We start from the raw sequence: 17,803 nt of genomic DNA, 5'->3' as shown, positions 1-17,803 counted from the left end.
ACCTCACGGCCACCGGTCGTGACCGCGACGCCGACGGTACGGCCGCCGGTCCCGCAACCCCCAGGTGGTGATCCGCCACAACGCCTCCGCCACGATCAACGGGCTCATCTTGCTCGCCCCCCGCTCCCGCTCGGCGAACGTGATCGGCACCTCCACGATCCGCACCCCCGCCCGGTGCGCCAACCGCGACAACTCCACCTGGAACGAATACCCCTGCGAACACACCGACTCCAGCCGCATCACCCGCAGCGCCGACAACCGGTACACCCGGAACCCGCCCGTCGCGTCGGACACCGGCACCCCCAACGCCACCCGCGCGTACAGGTTCCCGCACCGCGACAACACCAGCCGCCGCCACGGCCAGTTCACCACCCGCGCCCCACCCACCCACCGCGACCCGATCACCACATCGGCGTCCCGGGCCGCCGCCAACAGGGCGGGCAGGTCCTCCGGCGCGTGCGAACCGTCCGCGTCCATCTCCACCACCGCGTCGTAGCCGCGCTGCCGCGCCCACCCGAACCCGGCCAGGTACGCCGCCCCCAACCCCTGCTTACCGGACCGGTGCAGCACGTGCACCTGCCCGTCGGTGTCGGCCATCGCGTCCGCCAGCACCCCCGTACCGTCCGGGCTGTCGTCGTCGGCGACCAGCACGTCCACCGCCGGCGCCGCCCGACGGACCCGGGCCACCACGTCGACCACGTTGTCGGCCTCGTTGTAGGTGGGAATGACCACCAGCACCCGACCCACCCCCGGCTGCCCCGCGACTGCCCCGCCCACGGTCCACCCCCGTCCTGCCGGCTCAACCGGCGACGGTGACCTCCCGCCGCCGGCGCAGCACCCCCGCGACGGCCAACGCCGCCACCGCCAGGCCCACCAGCGCCGACTCCGGCCACCCTCCGGCCCGGGTGGCCGGGGTCCGCCCCTGCGAGAGCGTCACCTGCCGCACCACCACCGCCCGGGTGTTGAACCCGGTGGCGTCGCTTACCCGCCCGTCCGGGGCCACGAACCCGGACACCCCGACCGTCGAGGCCATCAACGCCGCACGACCGTGCTCCACCGCCCGCAACCGCACCATCGCCAACTGCTGCCGGGCCTCCGCCACGTCGAACGTGGCGTTGTTCGTCTGCACCACCAGCAACTGCGCCCCACCGTCGACGGTCTCCCGCACCAACCCGTCGTAGGCCACCTCGAAACAGATCACGTCACCGAGCACCACCGCGCCCGCGTCGACGACCCCCGGGGCCACCCCCGCCACGAAATCGGCCCGCACCCGGTCGACCTGCGACGACACCATCCGGGCCAGCGACCGCATCGGCACGTACTCGGCGAACGGCACCGGATGCCGCTTGGTATACATCTGGGTCAGGTCCGGACCCGTACCCGGCCGCCACAGGATGCCCGCGTTACGGACCTCACCCGCGCCGGGACCGGACAGCACCGCACCGACCAGGATCGGCGCACCGATCGCGTCCGCCGCCGCGGAGATCCGCGCCCCGGCCGCGGCACTACGCAACGGGTCGATGTCCGACGAGTTCTCCGGCCACACCACCAGGTCCGGACGCGGCACCGCCCCCGCGGCGACCTGCCCGGCCAACTTCACCGTCGCGTCGACGTGGTTGTTGAGCACCGCCTGCCGCTGGGCGTTGAAATCCAGCCCCAACCGCGGCACGTTGCCCTGCACGATCGCCACCCGCACCGACCGGCCACCCCCACCGGCACCCGTGGGCACCGCCAACCCCACCCCCACCAGCACCAACAACCCGGCGGTCACCCCGGCCAGCGGCCGCCACACCCCCTCCGGGGCCGACCACCGCCGCCAGCCCCCCACCACCAGCAACCCCCCGGCCACCGCCACCACCCCGGTGACCAGCGGCGCCCCACCCAGCCACGCCCATTGCAGCAACGGCGACTCGTCCTGGCTGAACGCCAACCGGCCCCACGGGAACCCGCCGAACGGCGTGCGGTCCCGCAGCGCCTCCTGAGCCACCCACAACACCCCGGTCACCGGCGGCCACACCCACCGCCACCGGTCCACCACCGGCGACACCCACGCCGTCGCCGCACCCAGCAACGCCAGATAGCCGGCCTGCAACAACGACAGCAACACCCACGGCAGCAGCCCGGTGTGCAGATTCGTCCACGCCAGCAACGGCGCGAACAACGCCACACCGGTCAGGAACCCCAACCCCGCGCCGGCCCGCAGCCGACGCCGGTGCGCGGCCACCGCCAACCCGGCCACCCCCACCGGAGCCAACGGCCACCACCCGTACGGCGGAAACGCCAGCAGCAGCGCCACCCCGGCGGCCACCGCCACCGGCACCGCCACCCGCAGCGGCAACCCCGCACTGGCCGCCCGTACCACCACCGGGGCACGGGTCTCGTCCCGGTCGAGCGTCGTCACCGGCACCTCACCACGATCACGGGGCGAAGGCTACCCGCCCCGACACCACCACCAGGCAGGGCCACGACCGCAGCCGACCCCGCCCCCGGCGACCCTGACACAACGGACACCGGGAGCAGGTCACCGCCAGGGACACGAAATCGGGGCGCGGCCTAAGCCGCGCCCCGATGCTCCCAGGCCCTCCCCGGCCGGTGGGGCGAGAACGAGCGGCGCCGACCTTCGGACCGACCAGGCGGTGGACTGGCTGCCCCCGCCGGGCCGTTGTCTACTGGCCGTACCCCTCACCCTGCCCGTACACCGGTAACCGCGGCCGGTTCGCGCCGCCCCGCCGACCCCCGCCCGCTGGACCTGGCCGCCGCGACGAATGCACCTACGATGTCGCTCGGCCAGCGGACGAAGGGACGAAGCGAACAACAGCCACTTCCCGTGGTAGGACTCAAAGACGGTACGGCCTACACCCCCGCCACTGTCAACCCACCCCCGGCCAGTCGCCCCCGCCGACCCGGCGTGTCGCGTCGGCGGGTCTCAATCCCCACCGAGATGCCGCCGCAGCAACGCCCCCGCCGCCACCGGATGCTCCCCGGCGAGCAACCCCCCGGCGGCCAGCACGTAGTCCACGTCCACCACCGGCCGCGCCGCCCGCGGCAACGGCCACCCCCCAGCATGATCGGTGAGCACCCGCGTCAACACCCCCACCGCAGCAGCCGGATCGGCGTGACGCAGCACACCACCGGAACCCACCAGCAACCGCACGTCCCGCAGATCCCGACCCGCCCGCTCCCCACTGCCCGCACCCCGGGCATGCCGACGCAACGCCACCGTCGCCGCCAACCCCGCGATCCGCCCCTCCACCAGCCGGTCCCCGTCACCCGCCGGCAGGAACCCCGGATCCGCCGCCCGTACCGCCGCCGCAGCCGCCAACGCCTCCTCCCCGGCGGCGTCGAGCAGCCGCTCCTCCACCGCCGCCCGCACCACCCCCGGCGCACTCCACCGCATCCCCAGATCCCCCTCCACGGTCCGCGCCCGCCACCACGTCCCGGCCACCTCCCGGCCCGGCCCCCCGGCCCGCTCGTCCGGCGTCAACACCGAATACACGTCCGTCGTCGCCCCACCCACGTCCACCACCACCAGATCCCCACCCACCGCGTCGGCCAGGACCTCCACCCCGGTCAACACCGCATCCGGCGTGGCCGCCCGCACCAACCGGGCGAACCGGTCACCCCGCGACAACCGCTTACCCCCGATGACGTGCCGCAGGAACACCTCCCGGATCGCCGCCCGCGCCGATGCCGGCGCCAACACCCCGATCCGCGGCAGCACGTTGTCCGCCACCGTCACCGGCACCCCCGCCGCCGACAACACCGCGGCCAACCCGTCGCGTACCTCGACGTTGCCGGCCAACACCACCGGCACCCGCCACCGCGCCCGCGCCAACCGGGTGGCGTTGTGCGTCACCGTGTCGACGTCCCCCCCATCGGTGCCGCCCACCAGCAACACCACGTCCGGCCGGGCCGCCCGCAACGCCGCCAGATCCGCCGCCGCCAACCGGCCGGCCGCCACGTGCACCACGTTCGCCCCCGCCGACAACCCCACCCGCCGACCCGCCTGCGCGGTCACCAACGGCTCGTAACCGACCACCGCCAGCCGCAACCCACCCCCCGCCGACGAACACACGTACCAGGGCAACGTCGCCGCACCAGCCGCACCGGCCCGGCCCACCGCCGCCGCGACCGCCGCGTCCAGACCGTGCAACACGTCCGAGCCCACCGTCGTCGGCACCGACGCCGCCCCCGCCAACGCCCCCGCATCCAGATCGACCACCGCCGCCTTCGTCCAGGTCGACCCGACGTCGGCGCAGACCACCCGACTCACGCCGCCGCCGGCACGACCACGGTGCCCGTCGCGGTCACCGCCACCAACGGCTCCGCCAACACCTCCGCCGCCGACCCACCCCGATCCGGCCGCCCCCGGCACACCACCCGCGCCACGAAATCGAGCGTCCGGCTCCGGGTACCCACCCGCACCACCGTCGCCGTCACCTCCACCACGTCACCGGCCCGCACCGGCGACACGAACTGCACGTCCGCGTACGACGCGAACAACCCCTCGTCACCATCGGTACGGACACACACCTCCGTCGCCACGTCACCGAACAACCCCAACACGTACGCCCCGTCCACCAGGTCCCCCGCATAGTGCGCGTGCGCGTACGGCACGTACCGCCGATGGGTGACCGTCAACCCGACCCGCGAATCACTCATACCCTCGCCCTTCCACCCGTGATCAACGCATGCACCAGATACGACGCCACCTCACCCGGAGTGGTGCCCCGACCGAAGATCCGGTCCACCCCCAACTCGGCGGTCATCGTCTCGTCGAACCGCGGCCCACCCACGATCAGCAACGGCCGCCGCCCCGCCGGCATCGCCTCCCGGAACGCCGCCGACATCTCCCGCGTGTTGTGCAGATGCGCGTCGCGCTGCGTCACCACCTGCGACACCAACACCGCATCGGCCCGCTCCACCCGGGCCGCCTCCACCAACTCCGGCACACTGACCTGCGCCCCCAGATTGGTGACCTTCAACTCCCGGTAGTACTCCAGGCCCTTCTCCCCCGCGATGCCCTTCACGTTCAGGATCGCGTCGATACCCACCGTGTGCGCGTCCGTACCGATACACGCACCCACCACCGACAACTTCCGCCGCAACCGCCGCTTCACCACCGCGTTGACCTCCTTGGCACCCAGCAGCGGAAAATCCCGCTCCACCACCTGCACCGCCGACAGATCCACCAGATGGTTCACCCGCCCGTACACCACGAAAAAGGTGAACCCGTCACCCATCGGCTTCGCGTGCACCACCATCGCCGGATCGATGCCCATCCGGTTGGCCAACTGCACCGCCGCACCCTCGGCCCGCTTGTCGTGCGACACCGGCAACGTGAACGACACCTGCACCATGCCGTCCCCCGTGGTGTCCCCGTACGGCCGCACCACCCGCTTGCCCGCCGCCGCCTCCACGCCCTTACCGGCCGCGACCGCGCCCGAATCCACCGCGCTCACGCCGGCTGCTCCAGGATCTCCGTCGCCGGGTTGTAGTAACCCGCCTCGTGCCGCGCCACCCCGGCCAGCCCCTTACCCCGGTCCGCCGGCCGCTTCATGATCCCGAACGTGCCCTCGGCGATCGCCGTCAACAACGACTGCTCACCGATCCGCTCCAACAACTCCACCGCCTCACCCAACACCCGGTTCGCCCGCTGCTGGATGAACCCACCCGGCGCCGGCACGAAATCCTCGTGCAACCCACCCGCCGCACCCAACACGTACCGCACGTTCTGCAAGGCGATGTCCCGATCCGACAACCACGGCGTCACCACCGCCTCCGTCATCATCCCCACCAACAGAATCCCCTGCCCCGTCATCGCCCCCGCCAGATTGAAGAACCCGTCCAACAGATTCCCCCGGAAGACGTCCCCCGTCATGTGCTTCGTCGGCGGCATCCACTTCAACGGCGCATCCGGAAACAACTCCCGCGCCAACAACGCATGCGCCAACTCCAACCGGAACGACTCCGGCACATCCGGATTGATCTCGAACGCGTGCCCCAACCCCAACTGCCAGTCCGCCAACCCCGCCTCGTACGCGAAGAACTCGTTGAGCAACTGCGACACCGTCACCGTGTGCGCCTCGTCCACCGCATCCGCCGTGGTCAGATAATTGTCCTCACCGGTGTTGATGATGATCCCCGCCCGCGCGTGCATCTGCCGGGAAAACCGCTGGTCCACGAATGTCCGCACCGGATTGATGTCCCGGAAAAGAATCCCGTACATCGAATCGTTGAGCATCATGTCCAACCGCTCCAGACCGGCCAACGTCGCCATCTCCGGCATACACAACCCCGACGCGTAATTCGTCAACCGCACATACCGGCCCAACTCCCTCGACGACTCGTCCAACGCCGCCCGCATCAACCGGAAATTCTCCTGCGTCGCATACGTCCCCGCGAAACCCTCCCGCGTCGCCCCCTCCGGCACATAGTCCAACAACGACTGCCCCGTCGACCGGATCACCGCGATCACGTCCGCACCCGCCCGCGCCGCCGCCTGCGCCTGCGGAATGTCCTCGTAGATGTCCCCCGTCGCCACGATCAGATAGATCCACGGCCGCCGCGGCGGATCCCCGAACCGCCGCACCAACCGGTCCCGCTCCACCCGCCGCCGATCCACCCGCCGCATCCCCGCCGCCACCGCCCGCCGCGAAGCCCGCCGCGCCGCCGTCGCCGCCTTCCCCGACGGCACCCCGAACCGCACCGACCCCGCCGCCGCCTTCTGCGCCAGCAACGTCACCTCCGCGACGCCCTCCCGCGCCATCGCGTCGAACACCGGCACCGCCACCCCATGCCCCAACCCCACGTCCGCCACCACCGCGTCCACCAGCCGGTTCACCCACGGAATCCCATCCGGATCCGCACCCGACACCCCGGCCAGCCGCAACACCGCCCGCTCCACCGACACCGTCGTGTGACTCCGCGCCAGATCCACCACCGGCTGCCCGGCCCGACGCGCCAACTCCCGCGCCCGACCCACCAACACCGGATCGAGACCCAACTTGCCCGGCCCCGCCACACCCAGGGATCGCTCGCTCACGACACGCCTTCCTCGAAGATGACCTCACCACGCAACACCGTGCGCCGACACACCGGCAACGGCGTCGGATCCGCAGGCCCCCGCAACTCCGGATCCGCCGCCAACACCACCGGCAACCCCCGCTCCACCCCCGCCGGACTCGACCACACCGCGAACGTCGCCGGCGCACCCAACGCGATCACCCCCTCGGTGTCCCGCCGCACCGCCCGCCACCCACCCCGGGTGTGCGCCGCGAACGCCGCCCGCACACTCATCCGCTGCGCCGGACTGTGATGCGCCGCCGCCGCCCGCACCGACCCCCACGGATCCAACGGCGTCACCGGCGAATCCGACCCGAACGCCAACGCCACCCCCACCGCGTGCATCGCCCCCATCGGATTCGACTCCAACGACCGGTCCAGACCCAACCGCGACTCGTACATCCGACCCGCACCACCCCACAACCGGTCGAACGCCGGCTGCACACTCGCCACGATCCCGAACTCCACGAACCCGGCGATCAACCGCTTACTCATGATCTCCGCATGCTCCACCCGGTGCCGGGCCGCCCGCACCCGCTCCGTCCCTAACGTCGCCGCCGCCCCCGCGAACCCCGCCAACACCGTCGCGATCGCCGCGTCACCGATCGCATGGAACCCGCCCTGCACCCCGTGCGCCGCACAGTCCACCAGATGATCACGCACCTGCTCGGCACTCAGATAACCGTGCCCACAACCCTCACCATCGAGGTAATCCCGCGACAGGTGCGCCGTCCGCGACCCCAACGCCCCGTCCGCGAACAGATCACCACCCGCCCCCACCGCACCCAACTCCCGCGCCCGCGCCGCCCCCGACAACTCACCCCAGTACCCGTACACCTCCGGCAGACCCACCCCCGACAACCGCAGCAACCCGGTGAAATCCTCCTCGTCGGAGATCTGCGGACCACCACACTCGTGCACCGCCGCGATCCCCAACGACGCCGCGTGCGCCAACGCCACCCGCTGCGCCGCCACCCGCTGCGCCCGACCCACCGAACCCTGCGCCGCCGCCCGCACCACATGGTGCGCGTCCCGCCGCAACCACCCCGACGCGTCGAAACCCGGCATCGCCGCCGCCTCCGGACACGCCGCCAACAACGCCGACGACACCAACGCCGAATGGATCGACGCCTGCGACAGGTACACCCGCCGGCCACCCGCCGCCCGGTCCAACTCCCCCGCCTCCGGCAACCGCCGGTCCACCCAACCCGACTCGTCCCAGCCGTGCCCCAGCACCACCGCATCCGACGGCAGACCCGCCGCGAACGCCGCCACCGCGTCCAGCAACCCGGCCGCCGCCCGCACCGACGACAGACCCAGCCCCGACAACACCAACCCGGTGTCCGTGGCATGCACGTGCGCGTCCACGAACGCCGGCGTCACCAACGCCCCGTCCAGCTCCACCACCCGGTCGGCGGCCGGCGCCTCCGCGTCCCCACCCAACCAGGCGATCCGCCCGTCCCGCACCAACAGCGCCGTCGCGCTCGGCTCCGCCGGACAGTGCAGCACTCCACCGCGGTACAACGTCGAGGGATTCGTCATGGCACTCAGTCTGCCGCCAACCGGGACTCGAACAGCGCACGTACCCCCGGCTCCGACCGCACCAACCCCAACGCCAACTCCGCATGACCCGGCACGAAACCGTTGCCCACCAGCATCGTCACGTCCGCCGCCAGCCCCTCCGCACCCAACGCCGCCGCCGCGAAACTCGTCGCCATCGAGAAGAAGATCACCGTGCCGCCCTCCGCCGTGGCCAACACCGCACCGTGCTCACACCCCGGCACGTCCACGCACACCACCGTCACGTCCGCCGGCCCACCCAACGCCGAGGTCACCGCCGACGACAACGCCACCGGATCCCGGGCATCGGCCAACGCCACCACCGACGCCACCCCGGCCGCCGCCAGCGCGTCCCGCTCCGCCTCCACCGGCACCACCCCGACGGTACGAGCCGCACCCGCCCGCCGCGCCGCCACCAACGACAACGACCCGCTCTTCCCGGCCCCACCGACCACCGCCACCGTCACCGGCGACCCGTCACCCGCGCGCTCCCGCCGCGCCACCTGCTCACCCACCACCCGCGCCGTCAACGCCGGCGCCCCACACACGTCCAACACCGCCAACGCCAACTCCGCGGGCAGATCCGCCGGCAGCACCGCCGCGATCGACCGGGCGAACAGGATCGCGTACCCGTCACACGGCACCTGCTCACTGCGCCCGTCCCAGCGCGCCAACCCGTCGAGGATCGTCAACGGCGTCAGGGTCAACGACACCAGCGTCGCCACCCGGTCACCCACGGCCAACCCCAGCGGCGACCGGCGACCGACCTCCTCCACCGTGCCGATCAACATCCCACCCGACCCGGTCACCGGATTCTGCATCTTGCCCCGGGTCGACACGATCTCCAGCACCTCGGCGCGGACCTTCTCCCCGTCCCCGCCGTGCCGCTGCGCCAACTGCCGGAAACTCGCCGCGTCGAGGTTCAGCCGCTCGACCCGGATCCGCACCTCGTTCGGGGCGATCCGCGGATCGGCGTCCAACCGCCAGGCCGCCTGCGGCAGCACCCCCGCCGGTTCCACGACACGGTGCAGACCCACCGGTGACGTCACGCCTACCTCCCCTCGTCGCCGCGCGAAGCCCCGGCCAGGACTCGCATCGCGGGAAAACTTACGGCAGACTAATTTCTTCGCCGGATATTTTCCAGTAGCCTTCGGATTCACCGATCATCGCACCAGCCCGCCGGCCACCCCGGCCACGCACCACGAGGAGGGGCCGTGACCCAGACCCACCCGATGGAGACCATCCCCGGCCCCCGCCCCGCACCGGTCGCCGTACCGACCGCCGGTCAGCCCTACGAGTACCGCCGCAGCCCCCTGGTCGAACCCGACTGGACCCGCTTCCCCGGCTGGCGCCACGTCACCCGTGAGCAGTGGGAGAACGCCCAGTGGCAACGCGTCAACTGCGTCAAGAACATCAAGCAGCTGCGCGCCGTCCTCGGCGACACCGTCGACGAGACCTTCTACACCGACCTGGCCGCCGACCAGCAGGCCCTGGCCACCATGTCGATGCTGGTGCCACCCCAGATGATCAACACGATGGTGCCGTTCGCGCCGCTCACCACCGACGCCTTCCGCGCCGACCCCATCCGGCGCTACATGATCCCCATCGCGACCGACCGGCGCACCGACTGGCCGTCACACCCCTACGCCAGCCGCGACTCGCTCCACGAACACGACATGTGGGTCGCCGAGGGCCTCACCCACCGCTACCCCACCAAGGTCCTCGCCGAGCTGCTCTCCACCTGCCCGCAGTACTGCGGGCACTGCACCCGGATGGACCTGGTCGGCAACTCCACCCCCGCCGTCGACAAGCTCAAGCTCACCCTCAAGCCCGTCGACCGCTACGACGCCCACATCAGCTACCTCAAGGCCCACCCCGGCGTCCGCGACGTCGTCGTCTCCGGCGGTGACGTCGCCAACGTCCCCTGGCGCAACCTGGAGACGTACCTGATGCGGCTGCTCGACCTGGAAACCGTCCGCGACATCCGGCTCGCCACCAAGGCGCTGATGGGCCTGCCCCAGCACTGGCTCCAGAACGACGTGGTCGAAGGCCTGGAGCGGGTCGCCCGCACCGCCGCCCGCCGCGGCGTCAACCTGGCCATCCACACCCACGTCAACCACGCCCAGTCGATCACCCCGCTGGTCGCCAGGGCCACCCAGACCGCCCTCGACGTCGGCGTCCGCGACGTCCGCAACCAGGGCGTCCTCATGCGCGGCGTGAACGCCACCGCCCCCGACCTGCTCGACCTCTGCTTCGCCCTCCAGGGCGAGGCCGGCATCCTGCCCTACTACTTCTACATGTGCGACATGATCCCCAACGCCGAACACTGGCGGGTTCCCGTCTGGCACGCCCAGCAGCTCCAGCACGACATCATGGGCTACCTGCCCGGCTACGCCACCCCCCGGATCGTCTGCGACGTCCCCTTCGTCGGCAAGCGCTGGGTGCACATGCTCACCGAGTACGACCGGGAGCGCGGCATCTCCTACTGGACCAAGAACTACCGCACCTCCATCGAGTCCGCCGACCTGGAGGCGCTCGACAAGCGGTACGCCTACTACGACCCGATCGACACCCTGCCCGACGCCGGCCGACAGTGGTGGGTCACCCACCGCGACGACTGAGCGGTGCCGTCCGTCGCCCCCGGGACCGACCGGTCCCGGGGGCGACGACGTTCACGCCCCGCGTGGGGCGTACATGATCACCGCGACGCCGAGCAGGCAGATCGCCGCGCCGGTCAGGTCCCACCGGTCCGGCCGGAAGCCGTCCACCACCATCCCCCAGGCCAGCGAACCGGCCACGAACACCCCGCCGTACGCGGCGAGGATCCGGCCGAAGTTGGCGTCCGGCTGGAACGTCGCCACGAACCCGTAGACGCCCAGCGCGACCACCCCGCCGGCGATCCACCACAGTCCCCGGTGTTCCCGCCAGCCCTGCCAGATCAGCCAGGCGCCACCGATCTCGGCGAGCGCGGCCAGGGCGAACAACACCAGCGAACGGGCGACCAGCATGACCGCACGCTAGCGCGGGTGACCCGCCGGTTCTCCCGCAGGGCGATCACCGGCTACCTCGGTGCGGGGATCGCGTCCCATAAGCAAACGAACTGCGCCGCAGGCGCTGGTGTTTCGGGGTGCGCCTTGGCGCACTACCCCTAGGCCATCCTAGGACGCTAGGGTGTGCTGACGACGGCCCGGCTCTCCAGGGTGCAGGCCGGGTGCGGCAGCGCACGCGCGCCGGCCCACCGCTGCAGCCGGCACGAACTCATGCGCCGGGTCGTCGGTTGTCGCGGTTGCTGAAGTCGGCCACGACAGCCCAGCCGAGCGCTTCGACCACGCCGGCGGCGGTCACCGCGTTGATGGCGTTGCCGACGAAAGGGATCCAGCCCAGTGGATGATCGCGTGGCACTTCTGTCGATCCTTTTCGGAGAGTTCCATCCGGGTCGCCCTTCTGCCGGCCACGGCACCTTCCGGCGGCGAGGCACTCGATGACGACTGACGGACGGCTTGCTACCACGGTTCCAGGGCCGCCGGGATGGCTCTGGCGAAGACCGAGTCCGGGCCGAGGGTCCGTTCCAGGTCCCGGCGGAGTGCGTCGGCTTCGGCGAGGGCACGCTCCCGGTCACCGCTGCGGTTGCGCCAGCGGATCAGCAGGAGCCGGCTGTCCAAGGTGTGCGGATGCTCCGGTCCGAGCGCGGCGAGGCGGTCCGCCAGCAGGCGCTCCATCCCGGCGACCGCCGCGTCGAGCTGACCGCTGCGGGCGACCCACTCGTGGAGTTGGTGCCGGGCGGAGAAGGTGCTCGGATGCCCGGGCACCGCGCCCTGAAGGTGTTCGGCGAGCGCCCGGTAAGCCTCGACGGCGCGCTGGATCTCGCCCATCTCCCCGCGGTGGCGCATGGCGGTGGCGCGAGCCCGGAGGGTGTCCGGGTGGTCCGGGCCGACCCGGGCCTCGGTCTCGCGCAGCGCCTGGTCGTGCAGTTCCCAGGCACCCTGGAAGTCGCCACAGTAGGAGCGGAAGTTGGCCAGGTGGTTGCGGTTACTGATGGTGTCGCGGTGGTGTGGTCCCTGGATGCGGATGCGCTCCAGGTAGAGCTGTTCCAGTTGCTGCCGGGCGACGTCGAGGTCGCCGCTGTGGCCCCGCCAGACCGCCGCGCTCTGCCGGGTCTGCATCAGGTCGGGATCCTCGGGGTCGAGCACCTCGGCCTGATCGGCGTAGAGCGACTCGAACGCGTCAGCGGCCTCGCCGTGCCGCCCGGCCTGGGCCAACCACCAGGCGAGGTATCCGCGGCTCTTGAAGGCCAGCACAGAGGTGCCGCCGGTGGTCCCGTCGTGGACCCGGGCGTCGATCTGCCGGAAGTGTTCGACGGCCGCCGCCGCCTGGCCCGCCTCGCCCAGGCTCCGCCCCATCCGGAACAGGACCTCGTGTGGTTCCGGCGTGAACAGTGCTTCCGGTTCGCGCCGGTAGAGGACGAAGGCGTTGGCTCTGAGCATCCGGTCGAGCGCGGACCCGGACGGTGGGGCCGCCCAGCAGTCGAGGAGAGCCTGTGCGGCGGTCTGTGCCACCTCGTAGCGGCGCGCAGCCGACATGAGTTCGGCGGTGGACCGCTGGTGCAGGACGTGCACCCGCAGGATCCGGGTCTCCGCGGTCGCGTCGTCGACGGCGATGTCGAGCAGATTGAGGCGGCGGAGGTTGCGCACTCCGTCCCGCTGGGCGTCGCGGCGCAGATCCTCGTCCGCAGACGGCATCAACGCGGTCGCCGCCGGTGTCCGCAGCACCGATTCGGGTACGCCGTTCGGGTCGAGGACGCTCAGGATCTGCAACACGGTACGGGCCGTTCCAGCCGGATGCAGTTTGTCGGCTTCGACGACCGACAGCTCCAGCGCCGCGTCCAGGCCGACCGGATAGTCGTCGGGTAGCGCGCTGGGCTCCGGGATGAGGTCGGCCAGTCGACGCCGGGTGTCGGCCCACCGGGCCCGGAAGGTACGGCAGTCCAGCTCCCGGTCGCACATGTAGGTGCTGACCTGGGCCAGCGCCAGGGGTAGGAAGCCGAGGTCGTGGGCCAGGCCGGCGAGGTCGTCGTCGCTGCCGGCGTCGGCGGGGAGTCGTGCGCGCAGGAACGTGACGGCCTGGTCGCGGCGGAACACCCCGACCTCCACCCGTCTGCCGTAGCCTCGCAGACCGTCGTCCTGCCGGCGGGTGGTGGCCAGGGTGATGCCGCGTGCCGACGGCAGCGGCCACAGCCCCCGTACGTGGGAGATGTCGCTCAGGTCGTCCAGGACGACACACCACCGGTGCCGGGTGCCGGCGAGCCAGGTACGCAGCCGGTGGGCCATGAGTTCCGGGTCCTGGTAGCTCGCTCCGGTCAGGTCGGTGGCGGCGGCGGCCATGCCGGAGACGATCGTGTCGCGGGCTCCGGCGGAGATCCAGATGGCCAGGTCCAGGTCACCCGCGGCCAGACGCCCGCGGATGTACTCGGCAGCCGCCTGGGTTTTTCCGACACCACCGGTGCCGGTCAGGATGAAGGACCCGGCCACCCGGTCGACCAGTGGGTCGAGCCGCTCCTGGAACGCCTCGACGGCCCCCGGGATACTGCCGAGGCGGCGCGGCCAGATCCGTCCCTCCTCGTCGGCGACGGCGTTGGCGATCGTCCGGCTCCCCTGCCCGAGGACGATGAGCCGCTCCTGCAGCCGGTCGTAGTGTCGTTCCCAGACACCGAGATCGGGCTCGCCGGGGCGTCCGGCATAGGCGTGCGCTGCCCGGACGATCTGCTCCACCATCTCGGGCTTCGGGTGGGTCCTGCCGTTCAGGATGCGCTCGATCGTGCTTTTGGACAGGCTCGCCCCGAGCGCGTCGATCCCGAGTGCCAGCTGTCGGTACGACGGACCGCCCGCCCCGGCCACGAACTCCCTCAGCTGGCGCGCGAACCAGAGCTGGATCTCGTCCACCTGGTTGCCCTGCTCGCTCGAAGGCATGGCGATTTCCCCGCTCGATCCGGTCGCACCGGAGAATGTCCGACCGCCGCGGTGCGAGGGGCACTTTCCGGATCCACCACGTCATTCCATCAAGGACGGTCGGACGTCGACGTCGTCCGGTCGGCTGATTTCCCCCGCCGTACCCGCTGCCCGAGCCGGCCCACCGCCCAGCCGGCGGTCGCCAGGGCCGACACCAGCTTCGCCGTGAGGATGATGTCCGGTACGTGTGCCCAGAGCTCGTTGATCGACATGACGCCTGCTCCCTTCTCCGTGGATGTCTCCCAGGTTGGGGCCTCCAGGGGTGTCCCAGGTCGTAGTGGGACACCCCTGGAGGACAGGACCGACGCCGACGAATCACGGTGGTCCGGGCACACGGCGGCACAGGGGCCGGCACCGTTCCTCCCGGTTACCGGTCTGCGGCGTACCTCAGCCGTGCCCGCAGGCACCGCGGGGCTGGTTGACTGGGGGGATGAGCGAGATCATCCTGATCCGGCACGGCGAGACCGACTGGAGCGCCAGCCGCCGGCACACCTCGTACACCGACCTGGAGCTGACGCCCGACGGTGAGCGGCAGGCCCGGGCGCTGGCCGGGGTGCTCACCGGCCGCCGCTTCGCCCGGGTGCTCGCCAGCCCCCGCCGACGCGCCCGGGACACCGCCGAACTCGCCGGCCTCACCGTCGACGAGATCGACGAGGACCTGGCCGAGTGGAACTACGGCGCGTACGAGGGGCGGACCACCGCCGACATCCAGCGGGAGCGCCCGGACTGGACCATCTGGACCGACGGCTGCCCCGGCGGGGAGTCCCCCGCCCAGCTCGGCGTGCGGGTCGACCGGCTGCTCACCCGGGTCGCCCCGCTGCTGGAACTCGGCAACGTGGTGTTCGTCGGGCACGCGCACACCCTGCGGGTGGTCGGCGCCCGCTGGATCGGCCTGCCGGCGTCCGGCGGCGGGAAACTACGGCTGGACACCGCCACCGTCTCCGTCCTCGGCCACGAGCACGGCCGACCGGTGATCCTGCGCTGGAACGGCGGGTGAGCCGGCCCGTCCACGGCACCGAATGCACGCCGGGGGCTCAGCCGCCGTCGCGGGACCGCCGGGGGGTCGCCGCCAGCGGGATCTTCGGCGGTCGCGCCTCGTAGGGGGTGGACAGCACCACCGTGGTACGGGTGGTGACGTTCGCCGCGGTGCGGATCTCCTGGAGCACCCGCTCGAGGTCGGCCGGCCCGGCGACCCGCACCAGCAGCAGGTAGAAGTCCTCCCCCGCCACCGAGTAACAGGAGTCGATCTCGGGCAGGTGGGCCAACCGCTCCGGCGCGTCGTCCGGCTGGGACGGGTCGAACGGCCGGATCGCCACGAACGCGGTCAACGGCAGGTCCAGCGCCTCGAACGACACCCGGGCGGTGTAGCCGCTGATCACGCCGCGCTGTTCCAGCCGGCGGACCCGCTGGTGCACGGCCGAGACCGACAGGCTGACCTTCTCGGCCAGGTCCGTGTACGACAGGCGGCCGTCGGTGGTCAGCGCGGCGACGATGGCACGGTCGATCTCCTCCACGCGTGCAACCTACCCGGTGGCGCGCGGGCGCGGCGACGGCCTCCCGCCCCCGGTGACGCTCAGCGGGCCCGGCGGTCGCGCACCGCGTCGGCGGCGAAGTGCAGCACCTCCGCCAGATCCTCCTCGTCGAGGAAGGGCAGATCGGTGAGGATGTCCGTCACCGACATCCCCTCCGCCATCATCGCCAGCAGGGTCGCCACCGGGATCCGGGACTGCCGCACGCAGGGTGCGCCGCCCATCACCTCGGGGTCGACGGTGATCCGGGGGAAGGTCACCGGCACAGGTTAACCCTTCGCCGACTCAGCCCTTCGCCAACGCCCGGGAGATCACCAACCGCTGGATCTGGTTGGTGCCCTCCACGATCTGGAGCACCTTGGCCTCCCGCATGAACCGCTCGACCGGATGGTCGGCGACGTAACCGGCGCCGCCGAGCACCTGCACCGCGTCGGTGGTCACCCGCATCGCCACGTCGGTGGCGAACAGCTTCGCCTTGGCCGCCTCGATCGAGTACGGCCGACCGGCGTCGCGCAGCCGGGCGGCGGCCAGCGTGAGCGCGCGGGCCGCGGAGATCTGGGTGGCCGCGTCCGCCAGGAGGAAGCCGAGCCCCTGGAAGTCGATGATCGCCCGGCCGAACTGCTGCCGGTCCCGGGCGTAGCCGGCGGCATGGTCCAGCGCCGCCTGGGCCAGGCCGACCGCGCAGGCGGCGATGCCGAGCCGCCCCGAGTCCAGCGCGGACATCGCGATGGTGAACCCGGCCCCCTCCCCTCCTATCAGTCGGTCGGCGGGCACCCGGGCGTCGTCGAGGACGAGCTGCGCGACCGGCGAGGAGCGCAGCCCCATGGTCCGCTCCGCCTGCTGCGGCGCGATGCCGGCGGTGCCCCGGTCGGCCAGCAGGCAGGAGATGCCCTTCGGTCCCGGCCCACCGGTACGGCAGAAGAGGTTGTAGAAGTCCGCCACCTGGGCGTGGGTGATCCAGGCCTTGACCCCGGTGACCCGGTAGTCGTCGCCGTCGCGGACCGCCCTGGTGGTCAGCGACGCGGCGTCCGACCCGCCCTGCGGCTCGGAGAGACAGTACGCCCCGAGCAGCTCCCCGCCCAGCAGGTCCGGCAGCAGGGCGCGCTGCGCGTCGGTGCCGAACTGGGCCAGCGGGTAGCAGGACAGGGTGTGCACGCTGACCGCCTCGGCGACGGCGAGCCACCGACCGGCCAGGATCTCCAGCACCTGGAGGTAGACCTCGTAGGGCTGGGCGGCGCCGCCGTGCTCCTCGGCGTACGGCAGGCCGAGCAGTCCGGCCCGGCCGAGGGTACGCAGCACCTCCCGGGGGAACTCGGCCCGCTCCTCGAAGTCGGCGGCCCTCGGCGCGAGCTCGCGGTCGGCGAGTTCGGTGGCGAGGTCGAGCAGGTCGTGGGCCTCGTCGGTGGGGAGGATCCGGTCGACAGTCATAGCGCGATGAGCTCCAGGGGTGGTGTTGAGCCGTTGCCCGCCGTGGTCGGGCACCACCCGGTCAGCTTAACGGTCGTTTGGGCCGTGGCCCACTCCGGTCGTCACCACCGCTCCGGTCAGCACGGCCCACTGCGGTCGCGCGGTCCGGCCCGGCGGTGAACCGTCGCGGCCACGGCTGCGTACCACCGGTTGCCCTCCCCGGGCACCGACGAGCCC

The 17,803-nt window shown here is 72.0% G+C and carries 17 protein-coding genes; 2 read left to right on the top strand and 15 right to left on the bottom strand.

The features are described from left to right. Positions 1–3: 3 nt before the first annotated feature. From O7625_RS22310 to O7625_RS22275, 8 genes are all read right to left on the bottom strand, one after another. Positions 4–777 carry a polyprenol monophosphomannose synthase gene (locus O7625_RS22310; protein WP_282341225.1) on the bottom strand — a complete coding sequence of 258 codons (774 nt, stop codon included), beginning with the start codon at positions 775–777 and terminating at the stop codon, positions 4–6. Positions 778–799: 22 nt separating this feature from the next. Further along, on the bottom strand, positions 800–2,362 hold the full coding sequence (gene lnt, locus O7625_RS22305) for an apolipoprotein N-acyltransferase (protein WP_282347057.1): 1,563 nt from the start codon (positions 2,360–2,362) through the stop codon (positions 800–802). A 564-nt stretch (positions 2,363–2,926) separates the two neighbouring features. Then, a complete protein-coding gene (locus O7625_RS22300) occupies positions 2,927–4,273 on the bottom strand; it encodes a glutamate mutase L (protein WP_282341223.1) in 1,347 nt (448 codons plus the stop codon). Beyond that, positions 4,270–4,662 carry a hotdog domain-containing protein gene (locus tag O7625_RS22295; protein ID WP_282341221.1) on the bottom strand — a complete coding sequence of 131 codons (393 nt, stop codon included), beginning with the start codon at positions 4,660–4,662 and terminating at the stop codon, positions 4,270–4,272. The genes O7625_RS22300 and O7625_RS22295 overlap by 4 nt, the downstream gene beginning before the upstream one ends. Beyond that, positions 4,659–5,453, bottom strand: a complete 795-nt coding sequence (locus O7625_RS22290) for an OAM dimerization domain-containing protein (protein WP_282347056.1) — start codon at positions 5,451–5,453, stop codon at positions 4,659–4,661. The genes O7625_RS22295 and O7625_RS22290 overlap by 4 nt, the downstream gene beginning before the upstream one ends. A 5-nt stretch (positions 5,454–5,458) precedes the next feature. Continuing rightward, a complete protein-coding gene (locus O7625_RS22285) occupies positions 5,459–7,024 on the bottom strand; it encodes a lysine 5,6-aminomutase subunit alpha (protein WP_282347054.1) in 1,566 nt (521 codons plus the stop codon). A gap of 17 nt (positions 7,025–7,041) precedes the next feature. Continuing rightward, positions 7,042–8,607, bottom strand: a complete 1,566-nt coding sequence (locus tag O7625_RS22280) for an amidohydrolase family protein (RefSeq protein WP_282341219.1) — start codon at positions 8,605–8,607, stop codon at positions 7,042–7,044. A gap of 5 nt (positions 8,608–8,612) precedes the next feature. Next, positions 8,613–9,662 carry a zinc-binding alcohol dehydrogenase gene (locus O7625_RS22275; protein ID WP_282347052.1) on the bottom strand — a complete coding sequence of 350 codons (1,050 nt, stop codon included), beginning with the start codon at positions 9,660–9,662 and terminating at the stop codon, positions 8,613–8,615. A 177-nt stretch (positions 9,663–9,839) separates the two neighbouring features. Here O7625_RS22275 and O7625_RS22270 point away from each other — a divergent pair, with 177 nt between their 5' ends. After that, positions 9,840–11,246 carry a lysine 2,3-aminomutase gene (locus O7625_RS22270; RefSeq protein WP_282341217.1) on the top strand — a complete coding sequence of 469 codons (1,407 nt, stop codon included), beginning with the start codon at positions 9,840–9,842 and terminating at the stop codon, positions 11,244–11,246. Between the two features lie 51 nt (positions 11,247–11,297). On the opposite strand, the gene O7625_RS22265 is transcribed toward O7625_RS22270, so the two are convergent. The 4 genes from O7625_RS22265 to O7625_RS22250 form a co-directional block, all read right to left on the bottom strand. After that, positions 11,298–11,633 carry a YnfA family protein gene (locus O7625_RS22265; protein WP_067313194.1) on the bottom strand — a complete coding sequence of 112 codons (336 nt, stop codon included), beginning with the start codon at positions 11,631–11,633 and terminating at the stop codon, positions 11,298–11,300. A gap of 250 nt (positions 11,634–11,883) precedes the next feature. Then, complete coding sequence (locus O7625_RS22260; protein WP_282341215.1) at positions 11,884–12,027, bottom strand: hypothetical protein; 144 nt, start codon at positions 12,025–12,027, stop codon at positions 11,884–11,886. A gap of 101 nt (positions 12,028–12,128) precedes the next feature. Further along, on the bottom strand, positions 12,129–14,591 hold the full coding sequence (locus O7625_RS22255) for a tetratricopeptide repeat protein (protein ID WP_282341213.1): 2,463 nt from the start codon (positions 14,589–14,591) through the stop codon (positions 12,129–12,131). 89 nt (positions 14,592–14,680) lie between these two features. Continuing rightward, positions 14,681–14,842 carry a hypothetical protein gene (locus tag O7625_RS22250; RefSeq protein WP_282341212.1) on the bottom strand — a complete coding sequence of 54 codons (162 nt, stop codon included), beginning with the start codon at positions 14,840–14,842 and terminating at the stop codon, positions 14,681–14,683. A gap of 218 nt (positions 14,843–15,060) precedes the next feature. Here O7625_RS22250 and O7625_RS22245 point away from each other — a divergent pair, with 218 nt between their 5' ends. Beyond that, the gene (locus O7625_RS22245) at positions 15,061–15,627 is read left to right on the top strand and encodes a histidine phosphatase family protein (RefSeq protein WP_282341211.1); all 567 of its coding nucleotides are present in this window, start codon (positions 15,061–15,063) and stop codon (positions 15,625–15,627) included. 37 nt (positions 15,628–15,664) lie between these two features. Here O7625_RS22245 and O7625_RS22240 read toward each other — a convergent pair whose 3' ends face one another. Genes O7625_RS22240 through O7625_RS22230 form a run of 3 tightly spaced genes read right to left on the bottom strand, consistent with a single transcriptional unit; the run spans position 15,665 to position 17,587 of the window. Then, on the bottom strand, positions 15,665–16,144 hold the full coding sequence (locus tag O7625_RS22240) for an Lrp/AsnC family transcriptional regulator (protein WP_282341210.1): 480 nt from the start codon (positions 16,142–16,144) through the stop codon (positions 15,665–15,667). A gap of 59 nt (positions 16,145–16,203) precedes the next feature. Beyond that, positions 16,204–16,419, bottom strand: a complete 216-nt coding sequence (locus O7625_RS22235) for a DUF433 domain-containing protein (RefSeq protein WP_067313206.1) — start codon at positions 16,417–16,419, stop codon at positions 16,204–16,206. 25 nt (positions 16,420–16,444) lie between these two features. After that, entirely contained in the window at positions 16,445–17,587 is a 1,143-nt protein-coding gene (locus O7625_RS22230; protein ID WP_282341209.1) for an acyl-CoA dehydrogenase family protein, read from the bottom strand. Between the last annotated feature and the right edge of the window lie 216 nt (positions 17,588–17,803).

This window comes from Micromonospora sp. WMMD714, assembly GCF_029581315.1.
GTDB lineage: Bacteria > Actinomycetota > Actinomycetes > Mycobacteriales > Micromonosporaceae > Micromonospora > Micromonospora rifamycinica.
This window is presented reverse-complemented; position numbering and strand designations above follow the sequence as displayed.